The sequence below is a fragment of the Nocardiopsis sp. NPDC057823 genome (genome assembly GCF_042797335.1).
In the GTDB taxonomy this organism is placed as follows: domain Bacteria; phylum Actinomycetota; class Actinomycetes; order Streptosporangiales; family Streptosporangiaceae; genus Nocardiopsis; species Nocardiopsis changdeensis.
In genome coordinates this window covers 344,975-363,665 of sequence record NZ_JBHVLR010000002.1, presented here as the reverse complement: position 1 = coordinate 363,665, position 18,691 = coordinate 344,975, and the positions used below count along the sequence as shown (strand labels likewise).

The window sequence follows — 18,691 nt, the reverse complement described above, 5'->3', positions numbered from 1 at the left end:
CGTAACGAAGCCCCGCGGAACCGCCCGGACGAGGACATCCGGCGCACGAGGTCCCAGACACGACAGAGGGGGCGCGCGCGGTCGCGCACGCCCCCTCCGGGGTCCCCGTGTCTCAGCCCCGGACGGTCTCCCTCTCGCCCCGGGGGCCGCCGTCCGGGCGGGCCGGGGCCGGGCCCGCCGAGGCCCGCACCACCAGCTCCGGCTCGAACATCAGCTCCTCGCGGGAGACCCGGCCGCCGTCGATCCACCGGGCCAGCACCTCCACCGCCGACCGGCCCATCGCCTCGATCGGCTGGCGCACCGTGGTCAGCGGCGGATCGGTGCAGGCCATCAGCGGGGAGTCGTCGTACCCGACGATCGACACGTCCCCGGGCACCGACAGCCCGCGCCGCCGGACCGCCCGCACCGCCCCCAGCGCCATCACGTCGCTGGCGCACAGGATCCCGGTGACCCCGCGCTCCAGCAGCCGCTCGGCGGCGGCCCGGCCGTTCTCCATCGAGTACAGGGCGTGCTCCACCGGGGGCGGCGGGCCGTCGCCGAAGCAGGAGCGCAGCGCCGCCCGCTTGCGCTGGGAGGGGACGTGGTCGGGCGGGCCCGCCACCAGGCCGATGCGCTCGTGGCCCAGCGCCCGCAGGTGGGCGACCACCTGCTCGACGGCGACCGCGTCGTCGCAGGCCACCCGGGGGAAGTCCAGGGAGTCGACGGCCGCGTTGACGAGCACCGTGGGCAGGTTGCGCTCGTGCAGGTCGGCGTAGTGGTCGTGAGCGGCGTCGCCCTGGGCGTACAGCCCGCCGGCGAAGATGATGCCGGAGACCTGCTGGGACAGCAGCAGCGAGACGTAGTCGGCCTCGGTGACCCCGCCGGCCGTGCGCGTGCACAGCACCGGGGCGAAGCCGCGCCGGGCCAGTTCGGTGGCCATGACCTCGGCCAGGGCGGGGAAGATGGGGTTCTGGAGTTCGGGCAGCACCAGGCCCACCAGGCGTGCGCGCTCGCCGCGCAGCTGGGTGGGGCGCTCGTAACCGAGGACGTCAAGGGCGGTCAGGACGGCTTCGCGCGTACCGGGGGACACCCCGGGCTTGCCGTTGAGGACCCGGCTGACCGTGGCCTCGCTGACCCCGACCTTCTCGGCGACCTCCGCGAGTCGACGTTTCATGCCCCTAAGGTACGGCATGGAACGCAAGCGGCTTGCATCCGCTTGCAGGAATCGTCATCGGCTTGCGGCGCTCGGCGCGGAGCCCGGGTCAGCCGGTGCGGCGCTCCTTGCGCCGGCGGGCCAGCTCGTCCACCGGGGCCGCGGGCGGGGCGGGGGGCAGTTCGCCGCGCTCCTCGGCCGGGACCACGCCCAGCGCCTCCTCCAGCTCCCGCCAGACGTTGGCCAGCGCCAGCCCGAACATGCCCTGGCCGCGCTGCATGAGGTCGACGACCTCCTCGGGGGAGGTGCACTCGTAGACGCTGACGCCGTCGCTCATGAGGGTGATGCGGGCCAGCTCGGGGGCGGGGCGGCCGCGCAGGTGGTCCACGGCGGTGCGGATCTGCTGGAGGGATATCCCGGTGTCCAGCAGCCGCTTGGCCACCTTGAGCAGCAGGACGTCGGGGAGGCTGTACAGGGGGGCGTTGTGGGCACCGGTGTGCACGCTCGGCTCCACCAGGCCGGTTCTGGCCCAGTAGTCGAGCTGACGGTAGGTGATCCCGGCGGCCGTACAGGCCGCGGGACCCCGGTACCCGACGTCCATAGGCGGCGCCACCACGTCCTCTTCGCACGGTAGGCCCTGCTGCCCCGCTAGCCGCAGCGCGGACCGCCTGTCATGGGGTTCCCGCTTGCCGCTCGCTACCGCCACGCCGACCTCCGGCTTCTCGTCCCGCGGCGGTCTCGACAGGGGATGTCCACAAAGGGAACGGGTGCGCCGCGGGTTCCACTGCACCGACCGTAAGGCGGCCGGAGGGCAGCGTCAACGACACCCCTCGGCGCGTCGCCAAGTGCGCGCCCCCGGGTGCCGCGGAGCCGCGGTGGTCACGCCGTGTGCGCGCACCCCGTTTTTCGGCCCCGACCTCGACGTTCACTTCCCCGTCCCCAATCTAACACCGGCACCCCGGAACATCACCGCAGGTCGCGGCCGTGTTCCGGGGCGTCCCCGAGCGCCCGGCGCGGTTTCACTCCGTACGGCGCCCGAAATCCTCGGGCGTGATGTTGTCGAGGAATTCCCTGAACGCCTCGACCTGGTCCTCCTGCTCGTCCGGGATGGGCATCCCGGCCTCGTCGATCACGTCCTCGTGCGCGTAGATCGGCGTACCGGTCCGCAGCGCCAGCGCGATCGAGTCCGAGGGCCGGGCGCTGACCTCGGCACCGTTGCTGAACACGAGCTCGGCGTAGAAGATGCCGTCGTTCAGCCCGGTGATGTTGACCGTGGTGAGCTGGGTGTCCAGCGCGTCCAGCACGTCCCGGAACAGGTCGTGGGTGAGCGGCCGGGCCGGGACCACACCCTGCTGCGCGAGCGCGATCGCGGTCGCCTCCACCCCGCCGATCCAGATCGTGAGGTAGCGGTCCCCGTCGGATTCCTTGAGCAGGATTATCGGCTGGTTCGAGGGCATCTCAACCCGGACGCCGACGAACTCCATGTGCTTCACAGCGGCTCCGTCCCACGAGTCGTCATGCCGGATGGGCGCTCGTCCCTGTATCCCCCGTTGGATCAGGACCCGAGGGCGAAATCGGCACCCTTCGATACAAAGCTCTCCGGCGGCGGGGGGCCGCAAACCTACTCGGCCCCGGCCGCCGCCGTCAACGGTGCGCGCGCACGCCCGATACCGTTCCTCAGCGGCGCGGCTTGGTCAGCAGCACCATCCGGAACTTGCCGATCTGGATCTCGTCGCCGCCGCCCAGCTCGGCCTCGTCCACCGGCTCCCGGTTGACGTAGGTGCCGTTGAGGCTGCCCACGTCGCGGACGCCGAAACCGTTGCCGCGGCGGAAGAACTCGACGTGCCTCCGCGAGACGGTGACGTCGTCGAGGAAGATGTCGCTGTTGGGGTGGCGCCCGGCGGTCGTGACGTCGTTCTCCAGGAGGAAGCGACTGCCGGCGTTGGGACCGCGCTTCACCACCAGGAGAGCCGTACCGGGCGGCAGGGCGTCGACGTTGGTGGGGTCGACGTTGCCCGACTCGTCACCGGAGTCCTCCTCCTCCAGGGCCTGTATGCCGGAGATGGAGATGGTGGACGTGACGTCTCCGGCGGACTCCCCGCTCCCCCCGGGCCGGGGACCGGGCTGTCCGTCCCTGCGGACGGGGGTCCCACAGTGGGAGCAGAAACGGGCATCATCCGCAACGGCGTGACCGCACTGCGTGCAGTAAACGCTCGACATAGGTCGGCTCGGCCTCCTACCGCACGGGGCGGTGCTTGATTCGGCTGATCGGTGGCACGTTCCGGTCGTCGTGCGGGCGAGGGGCCCGCACGGCGTCCGGAACGCGGCGAGACGATCCGCTGTCGCGGCAGCGGCGCACCTCGCACGGTCGGTCGCTAGGTCTCATCCCCCATGTTGTACTCCTCATCACCTCTACCGGGTCCGCCGTTGCGGGAAGGCCCGTGCGGTAGGCGACGCGGCGCTCCAGGGAACACTCGACTTTAAACCATATCCCTGTCCGGGAAGGGCTTCGCTCCTCGTCGGCCTGCCGTGGACACCCCGCCTCGGGAGCGGTGGGGCGAACGGCGGATCCGGTGCCCGGAGCACCGACTCCGCCGGGGACGGTCCCGACGAGAAGAGACACCTCTCTGGTTACCGATGCCGCTCCGGGGGTTTTGGTTCGCTCCCGCACCCCACGGATTCGCCTCGCCGCCGCCGTACCACCACGACCTGTCGTTATGCCCAGTTTAGCCAGCGGGCACGGCTTGGCCACCGGCACCGGGGCCGTTGTTTCCACCGTACACCGAAGGGGGTGCGGGCCACACGGCCCGCACCCCGGCAGGGATCCGAGGTCAGCCCTCGGCGCGTTCGACGACGTTCGCCCACTCGGCCAGCAGCCGGTGGGCGGTGTCCGGGTCGGGACCTTCGGCCCAAAGATGGGTCACGGCCTCGGCGGTGTCCGGCAGGACCAGCGCCCAGCTGCCGTCGGGCTCCAGGACGCGCACGCCGTCGGTCGTGTCGAGCCCGCGGTCGCCCGCCGCCTCCACGACCGCCCGCATGACGCTGCCCTTGACGGCCCAGGGGGTGGGCACCGAGCGGCGCAGCAGGTGCGCGTGCGGGATGGCCCCCTCGATCCGGCTCAGCGTGCTGCGGGTCCGCGCCACCAGGCCCAGCAGCCGCACGAAGGCCGCGATGCCGTCACTGGTCGGGCTGAACTCGGGGATGACGAAGCCTCCCCGGCCGTCCCCGGCCAGGATGACGCCGTCCCCCTCCTGTACCGCCTTGGTGAGCTCGTTGATGGCCGTGGCCGTCCAGAGCACCTCGACGCCGTGGGCCCGGGCCACCTGCTCGGCCACGCGGGTGATGGTCACCGGCAGCGCCACGCTGCCGCCCTTGCGCTCGGCGCACACCAGGTCCAGGACCGCGAGCAGGGCGCGCTCGCCGTCCACCAGCTCGCCCTTCTCGTCCACGATGGAGAGCCGCTCCGCCACCGGGTCGAACCGCACCCCGAAGTCGGCCCCCGAGCCGGAGACCAGCTCGCCCAGGCGCTCCAGGTCGCGGTTGCGCTTGGCCGCGGTGTCGGTGGGCGAGTCCTCGTCGAGCCGGTTGTTGACGGTGAGCACGTCCACGCCGATCCGGCCCAGCAGCGAGGGCAGGATGAGCGAGCCGCTGCCGCCCGCGCAGTCGACCACGACCTTCAGGCCCGCCTCGGCGACCCCGGAGGTGTCCACCGCGCGCAGCAGGTCGTGGGCGTAGTTCTCCACGTTGCGCGAGGGGAACGTCAGCTCGCCGATCTCCCCGGGGAAGGCCCTGCGGTACTCGGCCCGGGAGAACACCCGGTCGAGTTTGCGCTGGGCCGCCGGGGACAGGTCGGCGCCGTCGGAGTCCAGGAACAGGATGTCCACCGACTCCGGGTCCCCCGGGGTGGTGCGCACGGTGATGCCGCCGCTGACCCCGCTCTGGGACGTGTGGAAGCGGGCCACCGGGAGCGGCACGACCTCCAGGTCGCGCACCTCGATGGCCGCCGCCGTCAGGGCGCTGATGACCGCCCGCTTGAGCGTCCGAGCCGCGCGCGAGACGTCGCGCGAGGTGGTGACGATCGCGCCCTTCTTGAGGGTGGTGGCGTAGGCGTTGGCCAGCCGCACCGCCAGCTCCGGGGTGATCTCCACGTTGATCAGGCCCGAGACGCCGCGCGGCCCGAACAGCGACCGCTGCCCGCGCGACTCCCAGATGACGTTGGTGCTGACGACCGCGCCGGCCTCGATGGTCTTGAACGGGTAGACCTTGACGTCGTTGTGGAGGTAGGCCTCGGACTCGATGACGCAGTCCTCGCCGACGACCGCGCCCTCCTCGATCCGGGCCGCCGCCATGACGTCGGTGTTCTTGCCGATGACCGCGCCGCGCAGGTTGGCCCCGCGGCCGATGAAGACGTTGTCGTGCAGCACGGTGCGGTGCGCGAAGGCCTCGGCGCGCACCACGGCGTTGCTGCCCACGACGGTGAACTCGCGCAGCTCGGCGCCGGCCTCCACCTTGGCGTAGTCGCCGATGTAGAGCGGGCCCTTGAGCACGGCCTCGGCGGAGACCTGGGCGCCCTCGCCGACCCACACGCCCGGGGAGACCTCGAACCCGTCGATCTCCACCGCGACCTTGCCCGACAGCACGTCGGCCTGGGCGCTGAGGTAGCTCTCGTGGGTGCCCACGTCCTCCCAGTAGCCGTCGGCGATGTAGCCGTAGAGGGGCTCGCCCTCCTCCAGGAGCTCGGGGAAGACGTCGCCGGACCAGTCGACCACCTCGCCCGCGGCGACCCGGTCCAGGACCTCCGGCTCCATGATGTAGATGCCGGTGTTGACGGTGTCGGAGAAGACCTGGCCCCAGGTGGGCTTCTCCAGGAAGCGCTGGATGCGGCCCTGCTCGTCGACGATGATGATGCCGAACTCCAGCGGGTTGGGGACCCGCTTGAGGGCGATGGTGACCTTGGCGCCCTTCTCCCGGTGGAAGCGCACCATGTCGGTGAGGTCGATGTCGGTGAGCGCGTCGCCGGAGATGACGATGAAGGGCTCGCCGCGCAGGTGGTCCTCGGCGTTCTTGACGCTGCCGGCGGTGCCGAGCGGGACCTCCTCGGCGACGTAGTGCAGCTTCATGCCGAGCTCTTCGCCGTCGCCGAAGTAGTTGCGGATCAGGGTGGCCAGGAACTGGACGGTGACCACCGTCTCGGTGAAGCCGTGCTTGCGCAGCAACCGCAGCACGTGCTCCATGATGGGTTTGTTGACCACCGGCAGCAGGGGTTTGGGCTGGTTGGCGGTCATGGGGCGCAGGCGGGTGCCCTCGCCCCCGGCCATGACGACGGCCTTCATGTTCGGTGAGGGCGCAGCGGCGCCCTCCTCGCGGGCGGTCATCGCCGGCACCTCCGCACGGTGGAGGGTGCGGGGACCGCGGGAGGCACCGTGGGGAAAAGGTGTTCGGAGTGCGCGGACGACCGCGCGGTGGGACATGTTCTCATGGTGGAGACGACACTCCCTTTCGTTCCGACAGGACTCGCGGTGAGCCGGTCCGTCGGTGGATCAGGTGCCCGTCCGCCCCTGCTCCCGGCCTGGCAGGCCGAGACCGTCGACGTCCGCGCCGGGGTCGCCGTCGGCGGTCGCCTGTGTGGCTGGATCGGAGCGACCCGGGTCGAGGCCGCGACCGGGGTCGCCGTCCTCGGCGGCACGGTGACCGTCGGTGAGATCGACGCGTTCGTCACGGCGGGTCTGGGCGATCAGGCGCAGTCCCTGAACGGCGTACAGCAGTCCGGCCCACCAATAAAGAGCCGTTCCCCACAGCGCGAAGGCCCAACCCATAATCTGCGCCACATCTCCGACGACGCTGGCGTAACCCGCGATGAACAGCAGGGGGAAGGCGTAGAGAAGGCACAGGGTGGCGGCCTTGCCGGCGAAGTTGACCGGCAGGGGGCCGTAGCCGAAATACCGCAGCAGCGGCAGGGCGCCGAGGATGAGGACGTCGCGCAGGACGAGGATGGCCATGAGCCACCACGGGACGATGTCGCGCACGACCAGCCCCAGCAGGGCGGCGAAGATGTAGAGGCGGTCGGCCAGCGGGTCCAGGACCGTGCCCAGCCGGGAGGTCTGGTTCCAGGCCCGGGCGATCTTGCCGTCGAGCCAGTCGCTGAGCCCGGCGAAGGCGAGCACGCCCAGCGCCCACCAGTCGGCCTGCGGCACCAGGACGAGCCACAGGAAGAGCGGGACGCCCAGCAGCCGCAGCATGCTCAGCAGGTTGGGAACCGTCCAGATACGGTCACTGACCGCCGGGCTGGCCACATCGCCCCCCGCCTCGAGTCTGCCATCTTCCGCGGATCGCCCCATGACGCCAACGATAACGGTCCGAGGTGTCGTTCTCCGCCACCGTGGTGCCCCACTCCCCCTGTGGCCCGGCAGGCGATCGCCCGCCCATCGTACCCTGCGGCATTTCAGGTTGATTGACCGATATGTCGTTTTCGCTCCGTGCGATCCCCCAGGTCGAACGAACCGGGCCCCGGAAGCGTTCCCCCACGTGGCCGCCCCGGCGGACGCCGGCGCGCCCGCCGGCCGGGCGACGCGCCCGCACGCCGGGTGTGGCCGGGGCGCGGGGCCGTCTGCGAGGCTGGCCGGAGCAGAACCACAGCGAAACCGGGAGGACCCCATGCTCGTCGCCTTCTCCGTCAGCCCCATGGGCACCGGCGAATCCGTCGCCCCGGCGGTGGCCAGGGCCGTCAAGGTCGTGCGCGACAGCGGCCTGCCGAACCGCACCGACGCCATGTTCACCACGGTCGAAGGGGAGTGGGACGAGGTGATGGCCGTGGTCAAGGCCGCCACCGAGGCCGCGGGCGAGGGCGCCGGCCGGGTGTCCCTGGTGCTCAAGGCCGACATCCGCCCCGGCGTCACCGGGGCGCTGGAGGGCAAGGTCGAAGCGGTCGAACAGGAGCTGCGCGACCTCTGACCCGGCCGCGGGCCCGCCCCGGCGGGCCCGCGCCTCAGCCCTGGGCCTCCAGGACCATGTCCGCGGCGCGCAGCCCCGACAGCAGCGCGCCGTGCACCGTGGCGATGTGCTCGATCTCGGTGGCCTCCCCGGCGAAGAACAGCCGGTCGTCCACCGAGGCGCGCAGCGCCACCCGGTCCCCGTCGCCGGAGCCGACGGCGGTGTAGGAGAACGCGCCCCGCGCGAAGGGGTCGTCCGTCCAGGCGCTGAGGTGGTGGTCCACCGGGTCGGGCGCCTTGCGGAACATGGTGCGCAGCGACGCCATCGCGTGCTCCACCACCTCCCCCTCGGACATCTTCGCCAGGAACCGCGCCGGGGCGCCGCCGTTGCGGGACACCAGCACCGGCACCCCCAGCACCCGCTGGCCCGCGTACCAGTGGAACCAGGCGCCGTGCTCGGTGCCCAGGTGCACGAGCACCTCGGCGTCGCCCCAGAACACCTCGTCGAAGCGCAGGAACAGCTTCTCCAGGCGGCCGTTGCCCAGCCGCTCGATCGCCAGCCTCTTGTCCTCGGGCAGCTCCGGGCGGAAGTCCACCTGGCCCGCCTTGAGCACGCCCAGGGGCAGGGTGACCACGACCCGGTCGGCGGTGAGGGTCTCCTCCCCGCCGGGGGTGTCCACCCGCACCGACACCCCGTCCTCGCCGTGGGACACCTCCAGGACCACGTGCTCCAGGCGCACGTCCAGGCCGCGCGCCAGGTGGTCGGTGATCTGGCCCATACCGTCGGGGAACACCACGTCGTCGCCGCTGAACTCGTGCAGGGCGCCCACCGCCTCGAAGGAGACCTCCTCGGCGTCGGCGCCGTGGTCGCCCTCGACCATGCGGTGCACGATCTCCTTGGCGTCGCGGGCGCGGGCGCGCACCAGGTTCGCGTCGTAGAGGGCCTGGTCGATGCCCTGCTCCATGGACTCCTGGGAGCCCGCGCCGATGTTGGCCCAGTACATGTGCTCGTGCAGGAGGTTGACGTCCTCCATGTTGCGGCGGTGCCGGTCGAAGAGCAGCCGGCGGCCCTTGGGGTCGTAGGCGGTCTCGGTGGAACGGTTGAACACGGCGGTGCGCAGCCCCAGGGAGCGGACCAGGTCGGCCAGGGGGTTGTTCTCCTCGCCGCGCATCCAGGAGGCCCCGGCGTCCAGGGTGGTGCCGTCCCATTCGCGGAACGTGTGGATGCGCCCGCCGGTGCGGGCCCGGCCCTCCAGGACGGTGACGCGCTCGCCGGCCTCCGCCAGGCGGTCGGCGGCCGACAGTCCGGCCATGCCCGCCCCGATGACGAGGGTGTGTCCGCGCCCGGGCGCCGCCTCGCGGCCCCGCGGTTCGGGGGCGGTGTCGCCCTCGACGGGTTCCTCGGTGATCTCCGCGCCGACGTCCTCCTGCATGGCACTCCCCTCCCGGTGACCGACAGTGCGACTGTATGTGCCCTTCGTGGCGATCGCCGGGATGACACCCCGGTGGGCACGGCGACCGCGAGCCGGGGAAGCGGAACCGGATCGACCGCTTTCCCTAACAATCCGCGGTCATGTGGTTACACTCCGGATGTCCACCTCCCGTCTTCCGAGGGGTTCACCGTGCGTCTCATCGCCGCCACCGTCACTTCGGCACTCGTCCTGGGCTGTGCCACCGCCGCTTCCGCCACGGTCGCGCCCCCGGTGACCGCCCTCCTGGCCCCGGTGGTGGAGCTGTCGGCCGACCGGCTGGCCACCGCCGAACTGGTGGCGGCCGCCAAATGGCACAGCGGCGACCCGGTCGAGGCGCCCGAGCGGGAGGCGACGGTGCTGGCCGAGGCGGAGCGGTCGGCCCGCGCCCTGGGCGGCGACCCGGAGGTCGCGCTGGCGGTCATGCGCGACCAGATCGAGGCCAACAAGGTGATCCAGCGGGGCAGGCACGCCGACTGGTACGCCCATCCCGACCGGAGTCCGCTGCGGCCGCCGGACCTGGCCGACGCCCGCGCCGACCTGGACCGGATCACCCCGGCCCTGGTGGGCGCGCTCACCGACGCCGGCGCCGGCCTGGCGGCCCCCGGCTGCGAGGCCGAACTGGCCCGCACCGCCCGCCGCGTCGCCGACGAGCGCGGCATGGACCGCCCGGGCCGCAACGCCCTGGCCGTGTCCCTCTCGTCGGTCTGCGCCTGACCGGCTACCCGGCCACGTAGGCCTCCACCTCGTCCGGCAGCCGCTCCCACAGGGTCCAGGCCAGCATGCGGTGCAGGCCGTCCAGGTGGGTGAGCCCCTCCCGGCGCTCCATCCGCTCGTAGTAGGGGTGGTCGACCGCGCCGTCGCTCAGGAACAGCGGGCCGTGCGGGGCCGCGGCCATCCAGGACAGCCGGCCCCAGCAGTCCGGGTTGGTGCGGTGGTAGTCCTCGCGCCACTCCCGCAGGGTGGCCGCCGCCTCGGCGACGGTGGCCCCGGCGGGGGGCACCGGCTCGCGCTCCCCGTACTCGCCGGCGTGCCAGGGCAGCAGGATCCCGGCGATGTCGTCGCCGGTCAGGACGGCCCGGTACCACCGGCCGCCGCGCTGCTCCCCCGCCAGCCGCAGGACGCCCTCCACGTACTCGTTGCCCGACCGCGAGACGGCGTCGGTCCCGGGGTGGGCGGCCAGGAACCGCCGCACCACGTCGTCGGTGGTGAGGGCTTCGAAGGTGCGCATGGGACGGTCCTCGTTCTCGTCGGGGCGTCGTCCCACTCTAGAGGTGGCCCCGGCACCCCGGGAGGGGTGCCGGAGCCACCACCGCGGTCCGCCGGAGCGTCCGCGCCCCGGCCGACCGCGTCAGCGCCCGTCGGGGTTTCCGTCCTCGTCCTCGAACTCGATCCGCTCGGCGCGGCGCTCGCCCTCGACGTGCTCCTCGTGGGTCACCTCGCGCTTGCGCACGTGGATCTCCTCCACCGGCACCTGCCGCTTGGAGACGACCGGGCGCTCCTCGTAGAGGGTGAAGGTCTCCTCCCCCTCCTCCATGGAGTGCGCGTCCGTGACGTCGGCGGGGTCGGTGATCGGGCGGCGCTCGACCTCCAGCTCCTCGTGGGAGACCGGGACGGCCTCGTCGAACCGCTCGGTGTCGACGTGGCGGCGCATCCTGGCCTGGCCGGACTCGCGCCGCTCCACACCGATGTCGACCTCCTCCTCGGAGCGGATGACGACCTCCTCGTCGGCTCCGGCGGCCGCCTCGTGCTCACCGGTGCCGACGGGGCCGGGTCCGGCCGCGCGGGGCGGCGCCCCGGTCGGCTCGGCCCACCCCTCGGGGGCCGTGTCGGTCCGCCCCGCCGTGTCGGTGGTCCGGCCCTCGGCGCCCCACCCCTCGGTGGTCCGGCCCGAGGACGACGGCGCGTGCTCCTCGTAGTACCGGCGGACCGTCTGCTCCTCCTCCGGCGAGATGTGCTCCTTGGCGTCGATGTTCGGAGCGCCCTTGACGGTGGACTTGTCGTAGGGAACCTGGATGTCCTCCTGGATCGGCCGCGCCCCCTGGAGGGGGACCAGCGTCTCCCGCATGCCGAACAGCCCGGTGTGGACGGAGGCCCAGGTCGCGTCACCGGTGCGGTCGTCCAGGTACACCCGGGCGATCTTCCCGATGTCGTTGCCCTCGTCGTCCAACACGTGGTGCCCCACGAACCTCTCCGCACGGTGGCCTGCCATGGTCCTCCCCCTTCGGTCGGCGGGCGGGCCCGTCGACCCACCCCACACCCCGCCGCCCTACCCCCTGTGAGCGGGGGAAACGGCATTTTTCCCAGATCAGGGAAGAGATGGTCAGGGCTTGGGACGGGTTGACGGGCCGCCGACCCCGCGTTGGCGGAGACCATGCACACGGTCCGCCCCGGGGCGGACCGTGTGCGTCGGCCCGCCCCGGAGGGGGTCAGCAGCTGTTGTCGCGGCTGTTCACCCAGGTGATGTCGCGGACGACCGTGCCGACCGCGCAAGGGTTCTCGTTGAGGACGGTGTCGACCAGGCGCAGGCCGCTCAGGGTCACCCCCGAGGTGTTGGCGAACTCGGACCGGGCCGCGATCCGGATGTCCCCCGGCCCGGCGATCGTCCCCCCGGCGAGGGTGACGTTGTGGCAGTTCTCCACCAGGACGGCGTTGCCCCCCGTCCCGGAGACGTCCACCCGTTCGACGACCAGGCCGCCGCTCTCGGAGACGCAGAAGATCCCCCGGCCGCCGCCGCGGGCGCGGACCTCGCCGACCCGGATGTTGACGGGGTACCCGTCGCCGATCCGGCCGTTGCGGTTGGCCGTGCGGAAGGCGGCGTACCCGGTCCCCGTCCCGGCGTCCACCGCGTCGACCAGGCCGATCGAGGCGTTGGCGGTGTCGTTCAGCAGCAGGCCCGAGTAGCCGGTGTCGCGGGCTGTGACCGTGCCGATGGTCAGTCCGTCGACGCCGTAGGTCTCCACACCGTGATTGTCGGTGCCGGAGACGTACACGTCGTCGATGCGGATGTCGCGGGCCCCGCGGACGGTGTCGTCGTCGCGGCTGTCGATCCGCATGCCCAGACCGCCCGACAGCCGCAGGTCGACCTGCCCGAAGTGGACGTCGGTCGAGGTCCGCACCCACACACCGAAGTAGGGGCGGCCGGTGAGGGACAGGTGGGGGACGGCGACGTCCCGGGCGTGGCGGATCCGGATCGCCGCGTTGTTCGCGGTGGGCGTGCCGGTGACGTCGATGGTGCCGCAGACCTCCAGGGAGGTGTGGCTGGGCAGGTCGAGGGAGGCGTCGGCCGGCATGGAGCCGGAGGCCCGCACCACCACGCGCTCGCGGGAGGTGCGGTCCGGGTCCAGCCCGCCGACCGCGGCGCGCATGGCCGCGAGCATGTCGCCGCCCTGGTAGAGGGTGGTGCCGCCGGCGCGGGCGGTGTAGGTGGAGCCGCTCCGGGTGACCTCGGTGTCGGCGGCGCCGTCACCGCAGGCGGAGGAGGACTCCGCGGCGGCGAGGGCGGCCGGTGCGGGGTCGGGAGGGGTGAGGGTCGCGGTGCCGGCGGCCAGGGCCGCGGCGACGGCGGCGCCGAGCAGGGCGCGGCGCCGGGTCCGGGGGGTCGGGGATCTCATGGGGGTGTCTTCCTCCTTCACGCGGCCGCGCGTTCCCGCGGGCCGGGGGCGGGTGGTGACAGGAGCGCTCCCGGACTCGGGAACCTAACATGGAAAGCGCATTCCCGATACCCCTCAGAGCCGATCCGGCACTCTCCGCTACCACTCGGGCCCCGGCGGGGCGCCCGGACCTTCCGCGCCCGCGGAGGACCCGGGCGTACGCCCGCGTGCAGCCGTGCCCCGGGGGCGGGCCGGACGCGGCGGCCGGGTCTCCGCCGCCGGTGGCGGCCCCGGACGCGCGTCCGGTGAAGCCCGGCCGGACACGGCGGCCGGGCCCGCGCGCCCGCCCGGGTCAGACGAGGACGCCGTCCCTGGCCACCACGCGGCCCGCGCGCACCACCAGGTTCCGCGGCGGCAGGTCCACCACGACCTGGGGCGTGCACTCGCCCTCCACCAGGACGAAGTCCGCGGGCGCGCCGGGGGTGAAGTCCGCCGCGGGCAGGCCCACCACGGCCGCGCCGCCGTGCGCCGCGGTGTCCAGGGCCGCGTCGAGCTGCTCGTCGGTGCGGGCCCGGGAGACCTTGGCCAGCTGGTGGGCGCGGTGCAGCATGTCGGCGTCGCCGAACGGGCTCCAGGCGTCGCGGACCCCGTCGGAGCCCAGGCCCACGAGCACGCCGTGCCCGCGCAGCCGCTCCACCGGCAGCACCCGGTAGGGGTCGGAGGCGACCGTGGTCAGGGCGACCCCCGCCTCGCCCAGGGCGGCGGCCAGCGCGTCGAACCCGTCCCCGGCCTGGGGCACGGCGAAGGCGTGGCCGACCGTCACCTTCCCGCCCAGGCCCAGCGCCCGGGTGCGTTCGGCGATGGCGTACAGGGTGCGCGCCCCGGTCTCCCCGCCCTCGTGCAGGTGGATGTCCACGCCGACGCCGTACCGGTCGGCCAGGCCGAAGACCAGGTCGAGCTGTCCGGTGGGGTCCTCGTCGAACTCGGTGGGGTCGATGCCGCCGATGAGGTCGGCGGCCCCGGTGCGCAGCGCCTCCTCCATCAGCTCGGCGGTGCCGGGCGCCCGCCGCACCCCGTGCTGGGGGAACGCGACGACCTGGACGTCCAGCGCGTGGGCCAGGTTCCGCGCGGCCTCCCGGACGCCCTCGACCCCGGCCAGCCCGTAGGCGGGGGCGATGTCGGCGTGGGCGCGCATCGCCCGGGTGCCCCGGGTGACGGCGTGGCCCATCAGGCGCTCGGCGCGCACACCGACGGGGGTGGGCAGGGTGGCGAACACCTCGGCGTCCTGCTCCCCGAGTTCGGCGATGCCGCGCGCCGGCCGGCGCGAGTACCAGGGCTCGCCCCAGGTGGTCTTGTCCGGGTGGATGTGCGCGTCGACCAGCGTGGGCAGGGCGACGCGGCCGCCGCAGTCGACCACCTCCGCCCCGTCGGCGGGGCCGGCCGCCACCCGGCCGTCGACCACGACGAGGTCGACGGGGTCGCCGCCCAGGGGGCGCAGGTCGCGGAAGATCGTGGTGCTGGGGTGTGCGGTCACGTGGGGTCCTTCCCGGGTCCGGCGCGGCGGGCCCGGGTGGCGGGCGCCGTTGCCGCGCGAGAGATCGGCCGTCGGCTCAGCCCGACGGTTAACGGTATACCACTATCCCCCGGGGCGAACGGCGAAGGCGCGGGGCCGTCGCACGGCCCCGCGCCTTCGTGGTGGTTCTCGGCAGAGGTCAGACCTTGCGCCACTGAGGCACCCAGGCGCCGTCCTCCACGGTGTAGTCGCCGAACAGCGCCGGGGCCTCCTTCTGGAGGGTCTCCCCGATCCGGTGGAAGAGCAGGCGGATCTCCTCTTCGGCGCCGGGCGCGGTGCGGGCCTCCAGGGTGTGGCGCAGGGTGCGCACGTTGGCGGTCCACACCAGCCCGGTGGCCACGCCCTCGGGGGCGAAGCGACGCATGAAGGAGGTCTTGTGCTTCTTCTCCGCGAACTTCACGCCCTCGTCGTCGAGGCCGAAGTGGTCCGCCATCCAGAGCTGGAACTCCTCCATCTGCGCCAGCATGGCCTCGGCGCGCTCCATCAGCTCCGGGTCGTCCTGGGCCCAGTCGGGGAACCAGAACGGCAGGTCCGTGAGGCGCACGAACCGCAGCGACTCCTGGGAGATCGCCACGCCCGGGCGGTGCCGGATGAGCTCGTGGGTCAGGACGCGCGACACGTTGTGCAGCACGAACCCGAAGTTCACGTGCTCCAGCACCGAACCGTGCAGGCTGGCCAGGATGTTGCCCAGGTAGGCGTCCTGGTCGGTGCGCACCCGCGTGACGTTGGGGTTCAGGCCCGGCTCCCAGGAGCGGTAGCACAGCCGCCCGGCGAACTCGGCGAGGTTCTGCGGGTCGTTGAGGTGGTCGTCCAGGTCCCCCCGGTCGAAGCGCTCCAGCCAGGACTCCCCGCCGACCTCCTTGAGGTAGTCGGCGATCGCGTCGTAGTCCAGTTGCGGACGCGAGATCAGTCGGACCTGTGGTTCGACCCTCTTCACTGCACTGCCTCCCGTGTCATGGCCCCGGCCCGCGGGCACGCGTGAGCGCCGTGGCCTGGAGTTCGGGAACACGGGGGCGTGTGACGGGGTCGGGGCTGATCAGCCTTCCACGAGGGTACACGTCCGGGGGCGCGGCGGCGCTGGCCGCACGCCCGGCGGGCCGGGGCCGTCCGCGGACCGTCCGCGGGCCGCGAGGGAGCGGCCTCCCGGCCCCGCCGGGAGTGCGGGACGCCGGGCACTAGAGGCCGAAGAAGTAGCCGGGGGTCAGGATGAGGCCGAGCACGATGGCGATGATGCCCCACAGGAGCTGGCCCCGCAGCACCCCGAGGACGCCGGCGACGAGAAGGATGATTCCGAGGATTGTCAGCAAAATACCCATGCACAACCACTAACCGATAACGAATCGATCAAACTCACCGTCACCGCGAAGAGAGCGCCCAGGCCCCGTGCCGCACCGGATCCGGCCTGGTGGGCGGCGCTCCGTGTGGGCCGCGACACGGTCGCGATCCGCCCGCGGACCCCGGCTCCGGGCCCCCGGCGCACCGCCCGTGCGGGCGGTGTGCGGCCGGGACCCGCGCAGGGGTCCCGGCCGCGCACCCGCGGGTCAGCGGCGGGCCAGGCGCAGCGCCCGTGCCACGATCTCCTCGCCGACCGAGGCGGTGAGGATCGATTCCGGGTGGAACTGCACCGCGTAGCGGCGGTTCTCCCGGTCCTCGATCGCCATCACCACCGGCTCCTCCCCCTCGGCGTCGATGACCGCGGTGACTTGGTAGTTCTTGACCTGGTCGGGCAGCGCGCAGGTGGAGTGGTACCGGGCCGCCTGGAACACCCCGTCCTCGCCCAGCCCGGCCACCAGGTCCCCGCCCAGCGCGCGGACCCGTCCCGGCTTGCCGTGCACCGGCGCGTCCAGGGTGCGCAGCTCCCCGCCCGCGTGCTCCACCATGCCCTGGAGACCCAGGCACACCCCGAACACCGGCAGGCGGCGGGCCTCCAGCGCGTCGAGCAGGGCCGCCATCCCGAAGTCCTCGGGCAGCCCCGGCCCGGGCGAGAGCACCACCAGGTCCGGCGCCAGCCGGTCCAGCAGCTCCGGCTCGAACCCGTAGCGGACCGTGGTGACCTCGGCCCCGTGGCGGCGCACGTAGTCGGCCAGGGTGTTGACGAACGAGTCCTCGTGGTCGACCAACAGCACCTTCAGGCCCTCGCCCGGGCGCTCGGCCGGCGCGTCCGCCTCCCGGCCAGCGGGCTCCCCGGCGGCGTCCGGGGCCTCTTCGCTCAGCGCCAGGGTCTCCAGCAGGGCGCGCGCCTTGAGGAAGGTCTCGCGCTCCTCCGCCTCGGGGTCGGAGTCGTAGAGCAGGGTGGCCCCCACCCGCACGGCCGCGACCCCGTCGCGGATGTGCGCGGTGCGCAGGGTCAGCCCGGTGTTCATCGACCCGTCGAAGTTGATCACCCCGACGGCGCCGCCGTACCAGCGGCGCGGGCTGGTCTCGTTCTGCTCGATGAACCGCATCGCCCAGGTCTTGGGCGCCCCGGTCACCGTGACCGCCCACATGTGGGTGAGGAATGCGTCCAGCGCGTCGAACTCCCGGCGCAGCGTCCCCTCGATGTGGTCGACGGTGTGGATGAGCCGCGAGTACATCTCGATCTGGCGGCGGCCGATGACCCGGACGCTGCCCGGCTCGCACACCCGCGACTTGTCGTTGCGGTCGACGTCGGTGCACATGGTGAGCTCGGACTTCTCCTTGACGGAGGAGAGCAGCTCCTGGATGTTCTCGGCGTCGCCCAGGGCGTCCTCGCCGCGGCGGATGGTGCCGGAGATGGGGCAGGTCTCCACCCGCTGCCCCCGGCCCGGCTCGCCGCTGACCCGCACGAACATCTCCGGGGAGGCGCCGACCAGGTACTCGCCCTCGCCCAGGTTGAAGAAGAACTCGTACGGCGCGGGGTTGCGCTCGCGCAGCTGCTCGTAGAAGCGGGCGGGCGAGGAGCAGCGGGCGTAGGTGCGGTGCCCGGGGACGACCTCGAAGAGGTCGCCGCGGCGGAACTTCTCCTTGGCGCGGGCCACCACGGCGGCGTAGGAGCCGGGCTCGGGCCCGTCGGGCACCTCGGTGGCGACCACCGGCGGGGTCGGCTCGGTCTCGCGGGGCAGGCCCCGGGTGTCGGCCGCGTCCCGGCCGCCGGCGGCCGGGACGGCGAAGTCGTAGGTGTAGCGGACGCACGTCTCGCGCTTGCGGTCGCGCACGACGATCGCGTCGGGCAGGTGCAGGACGAGGTCGCGGTCGGCGGGGTCGCGGTCGATGTACCGCTCGATGGGCTCGAATTGGAAGGCCAGGTCGTAGCCGAAGGCGCCGTACAGGCCCAGGTTGGGGTCCTCCGGAGCGCTCAGGGCGTCGATGACGGCGCGCAGCGCGGTGAAGACGCTGGGGCGGCGGCTGCGCTCCTCCTCGGTGAAGAACACGCCCGGGTCGGGCTCGGGGACGGTGACCGCGGCGTGCGCGGGACCGCTCTCGAAGTCGACGCCGGTGGGCTCCAGGGCGTCGGCGACGACGGGGAGCAGCACGCGGCCGCGGTCGTTGAGGGCGGTGGCGGTGACCCGGCGCCCGCGGGCGGTCAGCTCCAGGCAGGGGTCCACGTACCCCAGGTGCCAGCGGTCGTACCGGCCCGGGTACTCCATGCCGGAGGACAGCACGCCGCCGCGGCGGGTCTCGACGTCGCGGACGAGGTCGGTGAGGACCTCGGGGTCGCAGGGGGTGGCCTGGCGGTGGACGGTCACGCCGCCCCGGGTGCGGTACGTGGTGGTCTGTGCGTCGCTGGGTGTCACGGCCGGTCCTTCGGGCGCTGGTCGGTCGGGGTGGGCTGCACCGGCCGGGGCCGCGAAAGGAGAACGACCGCCGGTCCGGGGCGGTCGCTGCGAGAGATACGCGAAACGTGGGCGCCGCCTAGGAGCGGCGCCACCACTGGGCCTGAACGGAGGTGTTTCGCATGGGGCAGAGTGTAGCGGGCGCGCGGACCGCTGGGGAGTCCTTCGGGGAAATCCGCCGGAACGCGTCGCGGGCGGCGGAGC

The 18,691-nt window shown here is 73.1% G+C and carries 16 protein-coding genes; 2 read left to right on the top strand and 14 right to left on the bottom strand.

The annotated features are described in order from the left end of the window. Positions 1-112: 112 nt before the first annotated feature. From ACFVNO_RS05875 to ACFVNO_RS05850, 6 genes are all read right to left on the bottom strand, one after another. Positions 113-1,153, bottom strand: coding sequence for a LacI family DNA-binding transcriptional regulator (locus ACFVNO_RS05875; RefSeq protein ID WP_378889747.1), 1,041 nt, complete (start codon positions 1,151-1,153; stop codon positions 113-115). An 88-nt stretch (positions 1,154-1,241) separates the two neighbouring features. Further along, a complete protein-coding gene (locus ACFVNO_RS05870) occupies positions 1,242-1,733 on the bottom strand; it encodes a MerR family transcriptional regulator (RefSeq protein ID WP_220565897.1) in 492 nt (163 codons plus the stop codon). 418 nt (positions 1,734-2,151) lie between these two features. Beyond that, a complete protein-coding gene (locus ACFVNO_RS05865; RefSeq protein ID WP_220562147.1) occupies positions 2,152-2,625 on the bottom strand; it encodes a bifunctional nuclease family protein in 474 nt (157 codons plus the stop codon). Between the two features lie 184 nt (positions 2,626-2,809). Next, on the bottom strand, positions 2,810-3,352 hold the full coding sequence (locus ACFVNO_RS05860; RefSeq protein ID WP_220562148.1) for an FHA domain-containing protein: 543 nt from the start codon (positions 3,350-3,352) through the stop codon (positions 2,810-2,812). A gap of 611 nt (positions 3,353-3,963) precedes the next feature. Then, positions 3,964-6,465, bottom strand: a complete 2,502-nt coding sequence (locus ACFVNO_RS05855) for a mannose-1-phosphate guanyltransferase (protein ID WP_355256012.1) — start codon at positions 6,463-6,465, stop codon at positions 3,964-3,966. Positions 6,466-6,672: 207 nt separating this feature from the next. Beyond that, positions 6,673-7,425, bottom strand: a complete 753-nt coding sequence (locus ACFVNO_RS05850; protein WP_220565899.1) for a CDP-alcohol phosphatidyltransferase family protein — start codon at positions 7,423-7,425, stop codon at positions 6,673-6,675. Positions 7,426-7,786: 361 nt separating this feature from the next. Here ACFVNO_RS05850 and ACFVNO_RS05845 point away from each other — a divergent pair, with 361 nt between their 5' ends. Further along, a complete protein-coding gene (locus ACFVNO_RS05845) occupies positions 7,787-8,083 on the top strand; it encodes an MTH1187 family thiamine-binding protein (RefSeq protein WP_355255220.1) in 297 nt (98 codons plus the stop codon). Between the two features lie 34 nt (positions 8,084-8,117). On the opposite strand, the gene ACFVNO_RS05840 is transcribed toward ACFVNO_RS05845, so the two are convergent. Continuing rightward, a complete protein-coding gene (locus ACFVNO_RS05840) occupies positions 8,118-9,494 on the bottom strand; it encodes a flavin monoamine oxidase family protein (RefSeq protein WP_378889742.1) in 1,377 nt (458 codons plus the stop codon). Positions 9,495-9,683: 189 nt separating this feature from the next. On the opposite strand from ACFVNO_RS05840, the gene aroQ reads away from it, so the two are divergent. Next, positions 9,684-10,247 carry a gamma subclass chorismate mutase AroQ gene (gene aroQ / locus ACFVNO_RS05835; protein WP_355255226.1) on the top strand — a complete coding sequence of 188 codons (564 nt, stop codon included), beginning with the start codon at positions 9,684-9,686 and terminating at the stop codon, positions 10,245-10,247. Positions 10,248-10,251: 4 nt separating this feature from the next. On the opposite strand, the gene ACFVNO_RS05830 is transcribed toward aroQ, so the two are convergent. From ACFVNO_RS05830 to ACFVNO_RS05800, 7 genes are all read right to left on the bottom strand, one after another. Beyond that, the gene (locus ACFVNO_RS05830; protein ID WP_378889737.1) at positions 10,252-10,761 is read right to left on the bottom strand and encodes a DUF6309 family protein; all 510 of its coding nucleotides are present in this window, start codon (positions 10,759-10,761) and stop codon (positions 10,252-10,254) included. Between the two features lie 120 nt (positions 10,762-10,881). Next, complete coding sequence (locus ACFVNO_RS05825; protein WP_355255232.1) at positions 10,882-11,742, bottom strand: PRC and DUF2382 domain-containing protein; 861 nt, start codon at positions 11,740-11,742, stop codon at positions 10,882-10,884. A 217-nt stretch (positions 11,743-11,959) separates the two neighbouring features. Beyond that, positions 11,960-13,144 (bottom strand): right-handed parallel beta-helix repeat-containing protein, encoded by a 1,185-nt coding sequence (locus tag ACFVNO_RS05820; protein ID WP_378889734.1) that lies wholly within the window; start codon positions 13,142-13,144, stop codon positions 11,960-11,962. Between the two features lie 331 nt (positions 13,145-13,475). Then, on the bottom strand, positions 13,476-14,657 hold the full coding sequence (locus ACFVNO_RS05815) for an amidohydrolase (RefSeq protein ID WP_355255238.1): 1,182 nt from the start codon (positions 14,655-14,657) through the stop codon (positions 13,476-13,478). Positions 14,658-14,835: 178 nt separating this feature from the next. Next, positions 14,836-15,633, bottom strand: coding sequence for an FAD-dependent thymidylate synthase (thyX, locus tag ACFVNO_RS05810; protein ID WP_220562154.1), 798 nt, complete (start codon positions 15,631-15,633; stop codon positions 14,836-14,838). A 238-nt stretch (positions 15,634-15,871) separates the two neighbouring features. Beyond that, positions 15,872-16,012: a GPGG-motif small membrane protein gene (locus ACFVNO_RS05805; protein WP_220562155.1), complete on the bottom strand. Its 141-nt coding sequence runs from the start codon at positions 16,010-16,012 to the stop codon at positions 15,872-15,874. Positions 16,013-16,237: 225 nt separating this feature from the next. Beyond that, entirely contained in the window at positions 16,238-18,448 is a 2,211-nt protein-coding gene (locus ACFVNO_RS05800; protein WP_378889729.1) for an anthranilate synthase component I, read from the bottom strand. Between the last annotated feature and the right edge of the window lie 243 nt (positions 18,449-18,691).

Excerpts from the sequence above, each read along its gene's own strand:
- ACFVNO_RS05805 (WP_220562155.1), bottom strand. The coding sequence starts at position 16,012 with ATGGGTATTTTGCTGACAATCCTCGGAATCATCCTTCTCGTCGCCGGC.
- ACFVNO_RS05820 (WP_378889734.1), bottom strand. The coding sequence starts at position 13,144 with ATGAGATCCCCGACCCCCCGGACCCGGCGCCGCGCCCTGCTCGGCGCC.
- ACFVNO_RS05825 (WP_355255232.1), bottom strand. The coding sequence starts at position 11,742 with ATGGCAGGCCACCGTGCGGAGAGGTTCGTGGGGCACCACGTGTTGGAC.
- ACFVNO_RS05855 (WP_355256012.1), bottom strand. The coding sequence starts at position 6,465 with ATGAAGGCCGTCGTCATGGCCGGGGGCGAGGGCACCCGCCTGCGCCCC.
- ACFVNO_RS05875 (WP_378889747.1), bottom strand. The coding sequence starts at position 1,153 with ATGAAACGTCGACTCGCGGAGGTCGCCGAGAAGGTCGGGGTCAGCGAG.
- ACFVNO_RS05860 (WP_220562148.1), bottom strand. The coding sequence starts at position 3,352 with ATGTCGAGCGTTTACTGCACGCAGTGCGGTCACGCCGTTGCGGATGAT.
- ACFVNO_RS05845 (WP_355255220.1), top strand. The coding sequence starts at position 7,787 with ATGCTCGTCGCCTTCTCCGTCAGCCCCATGGGCACCGGCGAATCCGTC.
- ACFVNO_RS05830 (WP_378889737.1), bottom strand. The coding sequence starts at position 10,761 with ATGCGCACCTTCGAAGCCCTCACCACCGACGACGTGGTGCGGCGGTTC.
- ACFVNO_RS05840 (WP_378889742.1), bottom strand. The coding sequence starts at position 9,494 with ATGCAGGAGGACGTCGGCGCGGAGATCACCGAGGAACCCGTCGAGGGC.
- ACFVNO_RS05870 (WP_220565897.1), bottom strand. The coding sequence starts at position 1,733 with ATGGACGTCGGGTACCGGGGTCCCGCGGCCTGTACGGCCGCCGGGATC.